Genomic DNA, 10,870 nt, shown 5'->3' with positions numbered 1-10,870 from the left:
GCTCCCTCACGTCCCGGTCAGGTCCTGCCGGGTCCGCCGCTGCCGAAGGACCCGCTCGATCCCGGTTGCCAGCGCTTGCGGTGCTGGTCGTCGGCGTGTTTGGTTCCCGCGGAGTGAAGGTTGTACGGCATCAGCCGCTCGCTCTCGTCCGCAGCGTGCGGGACCTCGTCGGGTTCCCGCATCTCGCGCTCCTCGTGCACCGCCCCGGTCTCGGGCAGCCTCGGCTGCTCCTCGGCGGTGGGCGGGCGCGATTCCAGGTTCCGTACCCGGATGCCCATCCGGACGGCCCAGACGAGCGCGCCTGCGATGATGAGGCCGCCTATGAAGGCGGCGCCCGCGTTCAGCGATGAACTCGCTGCGATCAGATCGTGGCTCGCGGTGTACATGGTGTTCGCGTACCCCCAATACCAGGGGAAATCTGCGTACTGGCCCGTCAGCGACGGCCATTCCATTGTATTCCGGATCAATCCGGACGCTACGCCGCGAACCCGCGCCCGGTCATTCCGGGCGGTGCGCCACGGCCCCGAACATCGTCACGGACATGTGCAGGCCGCCCTGCCGAGCGGCCTCGGTGAGCTCCTCGTACAGGCGGTCGCGCTGCGACTCGACGATGAGTCCGCGGTTCAGCGCCGAGTCGCCGAGCATGCGGATCAGCGGCCAGGCGACCGACTTGTGGTCCTGGAGCAGGGCCTGCGATCCGCGGTCGTCGATCACGAGTCCGGCGGCCGTCAGACGGCCCACCAACTTGCGTCCCGAGTAGGGGTCGGCGGCCGCGGACAGCGCGCCGGTGGTGAGCGCGGCGATCGTGTCGGGGTCGCCGGGGTGCAGGATCGTGGTCGCCCAGTCGGTGTCCAGCAGGGCGACCCGGCCGCCGGGCCGCAGCACGCGCGCTATCTCGAAGACGGCCTTCTCGGGCTCCACGAGGTGCTGGAGCACCCGCTCGCACCACACGACGTCGACGGTGGCGTCGGGCAGCGGCAGGGAGAGGGCGTCGGCGTCGGCGAACCGCGCGGCGCTGCGCTCCTCGGTCCCCCGCTGTTCGGCCACGGCACGCAGCCCGGGGTTGGGTTCGATGCCGAGCACACGGCCGCGCGGGCCCACGGCCGCCGCGAGACGCCGGGTCTGCGATCCGGTGCCCGCGCCGATGTCGAGCGCCCGCTCTCCGGGTCGTACGGCCAGTGCCGCGTGCGCCCATGAACGCAGGCGCTGCACACCGTCGTTGACGTCCTGGGCATCGAGGGCGCCGACGAGACGGGATGTGCTGTCCGCGCTGACGTTCTGCGCGTGGAAGGCCGACGTTGGCCGCGTGTCCACCATGGCGGTCACTCTAGAACCACCATGGTCGTTTTTCAGATTCAGATTGTGTAACGCCTCAAGGCCGGTGTGACAAAAGCGAGCACAAGCACCGCCACGATCACCAGGAGGCCTCCGCCGGCGACCGCGGCGGGTGCTCCGAAGGCCGAACCGGCCGTCCCGTGCAGGACGTCCGCGACGCGCGGGCCGCCCACGACGACGACGGTGAAGACGCCCTGGAGCCGCCCGCGCATCTCGTCGGTGGCGGCCGAGAGCAGGATCGCGCCGCGGAACACCATGGAGACCATGTCGGCGACCCCGGCGGCGGCGAGGAACGCGACGGCGAGCCACAGGCTGCCGCTGAGGCCGAACCCGGCGACGGCCGCGCCCCAGGCCGCGACGGAGACGATGACCATCAGCCCGTGCCGGCGGGCGCGGGAGAAGGTGCCCGACAGCAGTCCGCCCAGGACCGCGCCGACGGGGACCGCCGCGAACAGCAGTCCGAGCGCGAGGCCTTCCCCGTAGGAGCCGTACGTCTCGGCGGCGAGCTGCGGGAAGAGCGCGCGGGGCATGCCGAACACCATGGCGATGATGTCCGCGAGGAAGGACAGCAGCAGCACCTTGTGCAGGGCGATGTAGCGGAAACCGGCCACCACTTCGCGCAGGCCCGCGCGCTGGGAGGCGGCCTTCGCCAGGGGCGGCAGCGCGGGGAGCCGCAGGACGGCCCACACGGTGACGCACAGGGCGAGGGCGTCGATCAGATAGAGCTCGGGCAGTCCGATCAGGGGGATCAGCGCGCCGGCGAGCATCGGCCCCGCCACCGAGCCGGTCTGCATCACGGTCGCGCCCAGCGCGTTTGCGGCGGGCAGTTCGTCCTCGGGGACGAGCCGGGCTATGGAGGCGCTGCGGGCCGGGGAGTTGAGTCCGAAGAACGCCTGCTGGAGGGCGAGCAGGATCATCAGGACGGGCACCGAGTCCAGCCCGGAGACGGCCTGGGCCCAGAAGAGCAGCGAGGTGACGGCTATGCCGGTGTTGGTGACGAGGAGCAGCTTGCGGCGGTCCATGCTGTCGGCGATCGCGCCGCCCCACAGGGCGAAGACCACCAGGGGCAGCAGGCCGGCGAGGCTCGCGTAGCCGACCCAGGCCGAGGAGCCGGTGATGTCGTAGATCTGCTTGGGCACGGCGACGGCGGTGAGCTGGCTGCCCACGGAGGTGACGGCGGTCGACGTCCACAGCCGGCGGTACGCGGGGCGGCGCAGCGGCCGGGTGTCCATGGCCCAGCGGCGCCATCCGGATCGGTCCGGCGGTTCCGCCTCCGCGTTCCCGCCGGGCGCCGCGGCGCCGCTGTCCGTGCTGCTCTGACTCGTGTCCACGCTCATCCTGGTTGCTCGATACATCTTTCGATCCGGGGATCACTATGGCCGAGCGTGGGCGGCTTGTGTCCCCCGGGGGACCGATTTGATGCACGGGGCGCGCGGGACCGCGCCTGCGGGAGGGCCGTACGACCGCTGCGGGCGGTTGGTGCACCACGCCTGCGGGAGGGTCGTACGACCGCTGCGGGCGGCCGGTGCACGGGGTCCGGCGGCGCCCGGCCTTCGCGGTCCGGTCCTCGGGGGCCGGTCTACGGGGTCCGTCCACCGGGTCCGGTCCACGGAATCCGGCCACCGGGTCCGGTCTACGGAATCCGGCCACGGGGTTCGCCTACAGGGGCCGGTGGACAGGTCCGGCGAACCGGGCGGGCCCGAGGCGGGCGCCTTGCCGTCGCTCGGGCGCCGGCGGTCAGACGCGGGCGCCCGGACGCCGGAGGCAAGGCGCGGGCGGTCAGGGGCTGGCGATCAGGCGCCAGCGATCAGGCGCGGGCGGGCCGGGGCGGGCGATCGGGCGCCAGCGATCAGGCGCGGGCGGGCCGGGGCCGGCGGTCAGGCGCCGGCGATCAGGGTGGCGCCCATCGCGATCATCGTCACGGCGACGAGGCCGTCCAGTACCCGCCAGGCGCCGGGCCGGGCCAGCAGGCGGCCGAGCAGCCGCGCGCCGAAGCCGAGGGCCGCGAACCAGCACAGGCTGGCGAGCGCCGCGCCCAGTCCGAACGTCCAGCGCAGCGACCCGCGGCCGGCGGCCAGCGAGCCGAGCAGGAACACGGTGTCGAGGTAGACGTGCGGATTGAGCCACGTCAGGGCGAGGCAGGTGAGGACGGCCCGGCGCCGGGAGCCGGGGGATCCGGTCGCCGCCCGCAGCGCCGAGGGCCTCAGCACCCGCCGGGCGGCGAGCACCCCGTAGACGACGAGGAAACCGCCGCCGACCAGTCCGACCGCGGTGAGCGCGGCGGGCCAGGCCACCACCACCGCGCCGACCCCGCCGACCCCGAGCGCGATCAGCAGCGCGTCGGACAGGGCGCAGATGCCCACCACGGCGAGGACCGCGTCCCGGCGGACGCCCTGGCGCAGGACGAAGGCGTTCTGCGCGCCGATGGCGACGATGAGGGAGAGTCCGGCACCGAACCCGGCGGCCGCCGCGGCAAGAGCTGCTGTCATGCCTTCGACCCTAGAAAGAGGATCACCGGAAATACAGCTAAAGATTCTTACGTATCATTAGCTCCCGTGATGGCGGAACTCCCCCTCGACCAGGTCCGCACCCTGCTCGCGGTGGTCGACGAAGGCACCTTCGACGCGGCGGCCACGGCCCTGCGGGTGACGCCCTCCGCGGTGAGTCAGCGGGTCAAATCACTCGAACAGCGCACCGGCAGGGTCCTGGTGACCCGCACGAAGCCGGTGCGCCCCACCGAGTCCGGCGAGATCGTGGTGCGCTTCGCGCGCCGGCTCGCCCGCCTGGAGCGCGACGCCCACGCCGAGCTCGGCATGTCCGGAACCGGTGAGCCCACCCGGCTGCCGATCGCGGTGAACGCCGACTCCCTCGCGACCTGGTTCCTGCCGGCACTCGCCCGCGTGCCCGCCGGGCTCCGGCTGTGCTTCGAACTGCGCCGCGGGGACGAGGACCACACCGCCGCCCTGCTCCGCGAGGGGTCGGTCATGGCCGCCGTCACCTCGTCGCCCGACCCGGTCACGGGCTGCTCGGTACGCGCCCTGGGGCGGATGCGCTATCTGCCCGTGGCGAGCCCCGGCTGCGCCGAGCGGTGGCTCGGGACCGCCGCCGGCACGCCCCTGCGCGAGCTGATCGGCTCCGCCCCCGTGGTGGCCTTCGACCGCGACGACGACATCCAGGACGACTTCGTCCGCTCCCTCTCGGGCGGTCCCGGGGCGAGCACGCTGCGCCACTTCGTCCCCACCTCGGAGGGCTTCGTCGACGCCGTGGCGGCCGGGATGGGCTGGGGCATGGTGCCCGAGGTCCAGGCACGGCCGCTGCTGCGCGCCGGGACGCTGGTGCGTCTCGCCCCGGAGAGCGGAATCGACGTACCGCTGTTCTGGCAGCAGTGGAAGCTCGATTTCCCGGCCCTGGCCGCGGTGGCCGAGGCGGTGGCTGCCGTCGCCGCCGAGCGGCTGCGGCCCGCGCGGGCCGCTTGAATCAACGGCTTCCGGACGGGTCCCGAACCCGGCCCGAGCCGGTATGGTCACGCCCGGCGGATTCCGGCACGGCCGGGAGGAACGGCCTCACCTCCTGGTGCCGCGGAGGACGCCGAGGTGCGGTGAACGTCCCGAGAGGCGCATTCTTGCTGTGTTGCCCCGCCTGGCGGCGGGCGGACGAGGGCAGATCGATGACAGGGAGCGCCGAGCGTGAGGGCCAGGCGCCGGACAGCCTGACCTCCTTGCTCAGTGACGCGGTGACGGACGCGATCCGGGCCGCCCGCGGTTTCGCGGGGGGCGTGTACTTGCGTTCCCGCACGCCCGGACTGCTGCGCCTGGCCGTGCTCGCGGGCCTGCCGGGCCCCCTGTTCCGGCCCTGGTCACGTATGCACGTCGACCGGCCGTTCCCGGTCGCGGACGCCCATCGGCTCGGCGTCGAGGTGCTGCTCGCGGATCCGACGGAGACGATGCGCCGCTATCCGCAGCTCGCGGCCGGGCTGCCGTTCCAGTTCGGATCGCTCTACGTTCCGGTGGTGGGCGACTCCACCTCGTACGGCGTCCTGACGGTCCTGCGCCCGCCCGCCTCGGACGCCACCGAGGTCCTGCCGGACCGCGACCGGATGACAGCGGTCGCGGCGGGCCTCGGGGCCGCCCTGGCCCGGCTCGACAAGGAGGGGAAGGACGTCCTGTGGGACGGCGATCCGCTCGGGACCAGGCCGCCGGTCGACGGCCGGTCGACGCGGTCCGTCGGGGGCTTCACCTGGGATCCGGGCAACGGCAGGCTGGTCGCGGACGACACCCTGTGGGAGCTGCTCGGCATCCCCCAGGAGGACTTCGCCGGGACGCCCGAGGCCTTCGCGGACGCCCTCGCCCACGACGAGCCCCGACTGCTGCTTGCGGCCCTGCGCGAGACCGCAGCGGGCCGTCCCCCGCCCCATCCCCTGCCGGTCCGCACCGGCGGCGGTGGACTGCGGCTCCTCGAACTGTGGACCGCGGGAGAGACGGACACCCCTCCGTTCCGGGTCAGCGGCGCCCTCGTCGACCCGGGGCCGGGGCCGGCCGCGGACGGCGCGGCCGATCAGCTCCCCGAGGGCGTCTTCGCCATCGACCGGATCGGGCTGATCACCTACGCGAACCCGCGGGCCGCCCACCTGCTCGGCCGCCCGCGCGCCGAGCTGCTGGGGCGGCTGCTGTGGGACGTGGTGCCCTGGATGGACCATCCCGCCTACGAGGATCATCTGCGCAGCGCGCTGCTCTCCCCCGACCCGGTGCACTTCCGGGCCCGCAGCCCGCTGGGAAACGGCACCTCGACGAGCCCCGGACAGCCGGCGGGCACCTGGCTGAGCTTCTCCGTCTACCCCGGACCCCGCGGGGTGACCTGCAAGATCACCCCGCTGGGGCGGGGCCCGGACGCGACCGGGACCACGGCGTTCGACGTGGAGACGACCCAGGCCGTACGGGCCGAGGTCGAGGCACCCGACACGGCGATCTCGGGCGCGGCACCGCAGTACCGGCCCATCGTCCTCGCGATCGCGCTGACCGAGGCGGTGACCGCGCGGCAGGTGTCGGAGGTGGTGATGCGCGAGCTGCTGCCCGCCTTCGGCAGCCGCCGCCTGGCCATCTACCTCCTCCAGGACCGCCGGCTGTACCTGGCCTGGGAGACCGGCTTCCCGCAGGGGTTCCTCGCCCCCTTCGACGGGGTCGGCCTGGACGTCAAGCTGCCCGGGGTCGAGACGCTCACCAGCGGGCGGGCGCTCTTCTTCGAATCGATGGAGCAACTGGCCGCCGCCTATCCCGGCGTCGCCCTCGACGCCACCGTCGGAGCCCGGGCGTTCCTCCCGCTGATCGCCTCCGGGCGCCCGGTCGGCTCCTGCATCCTCGGGTTCGACCGGCCCCGGACCTTCACCACCGAGGAACGCACCGTCCTCACCGCGCTCGCCGGACTGATCGCCCAGTCGCTGGAGCGGGCGCGGCGCTACGACAACGAGGCGGCGCTCGCCCGCGGACTCCAGGAGGCGCTGCTGCCGCACCGGCTGTCGGCGCACCCCCTCGTCCAGACGGCGGGCCGCTATCTGCCGGGCACCGTGGGCATGGACGTGGGCGGCGACTGGTACGACGTCGTCGAGGCCGGCGACGGACTCGCGCTCGTCATCGGCGACGTACAGGGCCACGGTGTCCAGGCCGCCGCGACCATGGGACAGCTCCGCAGCGCCGTCAGGGCGTTCGCCCTCGGGGACCATTCGCCTGACGAGGTGATGAGCGGCACCAACCGGCTCCTCATCGACCTCGACCCGGGCCAGTTCGCGAGCTGCTGCTACGTCCGGGTGGACCCGTCGACGGGTGCCGCGCAGGCCGCCCGGGCCGGGCATCCGCAGCCGCTGCTGCGCCATCCCGACGGCCGCACCGAGGTCCTGGACCTGCCGGGCGGTGTGGTCCTCGGCGTGGACCCGCACGCCGACTATCCCGTCACCGACCTGGTGCTGGAGCCCGACGCGGTGCTGGCGCTGTACACGGACGGGCTGGTCGAGCGGCCCGGCACGGACATCGACGAGGGGGTCGAGGCCCTGCGCGCGACCCTGGCCGAGGCGGGGCCCCCGCGGCACCTCACCGCGGGCGGTCCCTCCCTGTCCCGCGCCGCCGACCTGCTCACCGCGGAGGCCCGCAAGGCCAACGAGCGGCCCGACGACATCGCCCTGCTGCTCACCACGCTGAGGCCGCCCCGCGGGGACTGACCGGCGGGAGCCCACCGGGAGCGGACGGCGGGCCGCCCTCGGGGGCCGCGCGCGGCGACGGGCCGTCCGCGGGCCCGTCGCGATCCGTCAGTGGACCGCGTCCAGACGGGCCCGCTGCTCCGCGTCGAGCTCCAGGTCCACCGCGGCCAGGTTCTCCTCCAGCTGGGCCACCGACGAGGCACCGGCCAGCGGGATCACCGGCAGCTCGCCGCCGATCTGCCAGGCCAGCACGACCTGGTTGAGGGTCGCCCCCGTCTCCTTCGCCACGTCCCGGAGCACGGCGAGCCGGGCGGTGTTGCCCGGGTGGTCGTGGTCGGACGGCAGCGGCTTGTCCCGCCGTCCGTAGGCGCCGCCCAGCAGCGGCGAGTACGCGACGAGGACCAGTCCCGGCTCCGCCCCCATATAGCTGAGGAGCTCTCCGGTCGCGGCCCCGAGACCGCCCTCGGGGAAGAGCCCGCTGGGCACGTCGGAGCGCGGGCGCAGCAGGCTGTGGTGGTACTGGAGGACCTCGTAGCCGGGCAGTCCGGACGCGGCGGCCAGGGCGCGGGCCCGCTCCACCCGCCACACCGCGTGGTTGCTCACCCCGAGGAGCCCGACGCTGCCCTCCTCGACGAGTCCGGCGAACGCCCGCACGGTGTCGGCCGGTTCGACGGTGCGGTCCTCTATGTGCGCGTACAGAAGGTCGATCCGCTCCACCCCGAGGCGTTCCCGGCTCCGCTCGGACGCCTCACGGATCACCTTCGCGGACAGGCCCTCGGGGTTGTCGACGAAGCCGGTGCCCGGGGCCAGCGGGCGGGCGCCGAGCTTGGTGGCGATGACGATCTCGTCGCCGACGCCCCGGCTTCGCCGCCAGCGTCCGAGCAGTTCCTCGCTCTGACCGCCCTGGCCGCCGTCGGTCCAGAAGGCGTAGTTGTCGGAGGTGTCGATGAAGTTGCCGCCGGCCTCGACATAGCGGTCGAGCACGGCGAACGACGTCTTCTCGTCGGTCAGCGAGCCGAACAGCATCGCGCCGAGCGCGAGCACGCTCACCTCCCTGCGGGTCCCCGGGTCCGTGCCGATCGTGCGGGTACGCATGGTGTTCCCTCCCGTCCGGGCCCGAAGTCCCCGGGCCCGGACGGGAGTCTGGCCGTTGGAGCGCTCTTGAGGTCAAGCCTTGGCGAACGGCCCCTCCAGAGCGGCCCACTGCAACAGCATGATGGTCTTGGCGTCGGCGATCTCCCCGGTGCGGATCATCGACAGGGCTTCGCGGAAGGGCAGTTCGACCGTCTCGATGTCCTCCCCCTCCTCGTCGAGTCCGCCGCCCTCGTGGGTGCGGGTGGACGGACCGTAGGAAGCGGCGTAGAAACTCACGCGTTCGGTGACCGAACCCGGGCTCATGTAGACGTCGAAGACGTGCTCGACCTCCCCGACGGTGTGCCCGGTCTCCTCGATCACCTCGCGCCGGACGGCGTCCTCGGGATGCTCGTCGTCCTCGTCGAGGAGGCCGCCCGGTGTCTCGACCAGCATCCCGTCCGGGTGTCCGTTGACGTACACCGGATACCGGAACTGCCTGGTCAGCAGCACGGTTTCACGCTCGGTGTCGTACAGCAGGAGAGTGGCCCCGTTGCCCCGGTCGTGGGTCTCGCGCTCCTGGGTGCTCCAGGTCCCGTCGGCGAGCCGGAGGTCGAAGGTGGTGGTCCGCTCCACGTACCAGTGACAGGACAGGAGCGTGACGTCGCGGATCCTGACCCGGGGGTTGCCCGTCAGATCGAGGCCCGTCCGGTCGAGCCCGGTGCGGCCCCGGCGGTCCGGGGTGTCGATGCCGGCGGTCATCGCGCGCGGGCCGGGCGTGAGCGGGAGTTGTCGTTCATCGGCCCTGTCTACCATCCCGAGACCAAGATCCTGGTCACAGCGGGGCTTCGCCCGTTTAGGCTCACCGCATGGAACAGACGGAGATCATCCTGCGCGCCATCGGCGTGCTCACCGAGACCAACGCCATGGTGCGCAGGATCGCCCAGGACGAGGAGGCCGGGGTCGAGTCGGCCGAGAACAATCTGGGCGCGCTCGTCACCGAGGTGTTCCCGCGCGTCGAGGTGCCCGGGGACGCCGGACCCGCGGAGGCCGGACAGGCGGTCGCGGACGCCTATCTGCCCGCCGCCATCTCCCTGGTGGGCGCCTTCGCCTTCCTCTTCTCCGAACTCGCCGATCTGCACGACTCCGGACGGACCGACGTCTCGACGGCGGATCTGCTCCAGGACCTCGCGTTGCGGATGTCCCGGGCCGACAACACCTAGCCGCTGCCGGGCCCGGGGGCGGACCGTGGCGTACGAAGGCCTCTCCCCCGGGCGGCCGGCGGCCCGGCCGGTCAGACGTGGGGGACGACCGCCACCGGGCAGGGCGCGTGGTGCATCACCGCGTGGGCCACCGAACCGATCCGCGTGCCCACGCCGGAACGGTCGGCCCTGCGGCCGACGACCATCAGCTGCGCCCGGTCGGAGAGGGACAGCAGGACCTGGCCCGCGCTGCCCATCTCGATGTGCTGGGTGACGGGCACCTCCGGATACCGCTCGCGCCACGGCTGGAGCGCCTCGACGAGCGCCTTGCGTTCGTACGGCTCCAGGCCGCCGGCCTCGTCCAGCATCTTGAGCGAGCCGGGGCTGTAGGCGAACACCGGCGGCAGGTTCCAGGCCCGTACGGCCCGGAGCGACGCGCCACGGGCCGCCGCCGTCTCGAACGCGAACCGCAGCCCGGCCGCGCCGTCCTCGGGACCGCCCTGGTGGCCGACGACGATCTCACGGCCGCCCGCCTCGTCCCCTGGCCGGTCCTCCGAACGCACCAGCACGACCGGGCAGGGCGCCTCGGCGATCACCCGCTGCCCGACGGAACCGAGCAGGAAGCCGACGAACGCGCCGTATCCGCTCGATCCGAGGGCCAGGATCTCCGTGCCGGCCGCGACGTCCAGAAGGGCCCGCACCACGTCACCGCCGTCGGAGTCGATCACGTCGACCGTCACCGGCAGGCCGGCGTGCCGCTCGGTGACCGTGCGTGCCGCGTCCTCGATCATGCAGTGGGCCCAGCGCGCCTGGTCCTCCCGGTCGCCGCCGCCGACCATGTCGTGCGGCGGCCAGTGCCAGGCGTACACCACCCGCAGGGGCGCACCCCGGCGGACGGCCTCCCGGCCCGCCCAGGCCAGCGCCGCCCTGCTCTCGGGTGATCCGTCCACGCCCACGGTGATCGGGTGGGTCATCCGCCTGCCTTCCGTCGCCGTCCGCCCGGCCGGCCGGGCTCGTCCATCCTGACCGGTCCAGTGTCCGCCACCGGCGGCTGCGACGGTCGCCCGGCGGGGCG

General features: G+C 73.5%; 10 protein-coding genes. 3 read left to right on the top strand and 7 right to left on the bottom strand.

Annotation, left to right across the window (positions count from 1 at the left end; all coding sequences use genetic code 11):
* Positions 1–17 precede the first annotated feature (17 nt).
* The 4 genes from ACFWI4_RS06250 to ACFWI4_RS06235 form a co-directional block, all read right to left on the bottom strand.
* Positions 18–386, bottom strand: coding sequence for a DUF6479 family protein (locus ACFWI4_RS06250; RefSeq protein WP_385396752.1), 369 nt, complete (start codon positions 384–386; stop codon positions 18–20).
* A 112-nt stretch (positions 387–498) separates the two neighbouring features.
* The gene (locus tag ACFWI4_RS06245; RefSeq protein ID WP_387191528.1) at positions 499–1,317 is read right to left on the bottom strand and encodes a methyltransferase domain-containing protein; all 819 of its coding nucleotides are present in this window, start codon (positions 1,315–1,317) and stop codon (positions 499–501) included.
* 38 nt (positions 1,318–1,355) lie between these two features.
* Positions 1,356–2,690 carry an MFS transporter gene (locus ACFWI4_RS06240; RefSeq protein ID WP_387191526.1) on the bottom strand — a complete coding sequence of 445 codons (1,335 nt, stop codon included), beginning with the start codon at positions 2,688–2,690 and terminating at the stop codon, positions 1,356–1,358.
* Positions 2,691–3,212: 522 nt separating this feature from the next.
* Positions 3,213–3,824 carry a LysE/ArgO family amino acid transporter gene (locus ACFWI4_RS06235; RefSeq protein WP_387191524.1) on the bottom strand — a complete coding sequence of 204 codons (612 nt, stop codon included), beginning with the start codon at positions 3,822–3,824 and terminating at the stop codon, positions 3,213–3,215.
* A 66-nt stretch (positions 3,825–3,890) separates the two neighbouring features.
* On the opposite strand from ACFWI4_RS06235, the gene ACFWI4_RS06230 reads away from it, so the two are divergent.
* Entirely contained in the window at positions 3,891–4,811 is a 921-nt protein-coding gene (locus tag ACFWI4_RS06230) for a LysR family transcriptional regulator ArgP (protein WP_385396744.1), read from the top strand.
* A 191-nt stretch (positions 4,812–5,002) separates the two neighbouring features.
* Complete coding sequence (locus tag ACFWI4_RS06225; RefSeq protein WP_387191521.1) at positions 5,003–7,543, top strand: SpoIIE family protein phosphatase; 2,541 nt, start codon at positions 5,003–5,005, stop codon at positions 7,541–7,543.
* 87 nt (positions 7,544–7,630) lie between these two features.
* Here ACFWI4_RS06225 and ACFWI4_RS06220 read toward each other — a convergent pair whose 3' ends face one another.
* A complete protein-coding gene (locus ACFWI4_RS06220) occupies positions 7,631–8,617 on the bottom strand; it encodes an aldo/keto reductase (RefSeq protein ID WP_387191519.1) in 987 nt (328 codons plus the stop codon).
* A 72-nt stretch (positions 8,618–8,689) separates the two neighbouring features.
* Positions 8,690–9,355 (bottom strand): NUDIX domain-containing protein, encoded by a 666-nt coding sequence (locus ACFWI4_RS06215; RefSeq protein WP_387191550.1) that lies wholly within the window; start codon positions 9,353–9,355, stop codon positions 8,690–8,692.
* A 107-nt stretch (positions 9,356–9,462) separates the two neighbouring features.
* Here ACFWI4_RS06215 and ACFWI4_RS06210 point away from each other — a divergent pair, with 107 nt between their 5' ends.
* On the top strand, positions 9,463–9,816 hold the full coding sequence (locus ACFWI4_RS06210; RefSeq protein ID WP_339127531.1) for a hypothetical protein: 354 nt from the start codon (positions 9,463–9,465) through the stop codon (positions 9,814–9,816).
* Between the two features lie 71 nt (positions 9,817–9,887).
* On the opposite strand, the gene ACFWI4_RS06205 is transcribed toward ACFWI4_RS06210, so the two are convergent.
* Positions 9,888–10,769 carry a universal stress protein gene (locus tag ACFWI4_RS06205; RefSeq protein ID WP_387191517.1) on the bottom strand — a complete coding sequence of 294 codons (882 nt, stop codon included), beginning with the start codon at positions 10,767–10,769 and terminating at the stop codon, positions 9,888–9,890.
* Between the last annotated feature and the right edge of the window lie 101 nt (positions 10,770–10,870).

The organism is Streptomyces sp. NPDC127038 (genome assembly GCF_042725875.1).
Lineage (GTDB): Bacteria > Actinomycetota > Actinomycetes > Streptomycetales > Streptomycetaceae > Streptomyces.
Note: the sequence above shows the minus strand (reverse complement) of the source record. Positions and strands in the feature narration are given on the sequence as shown.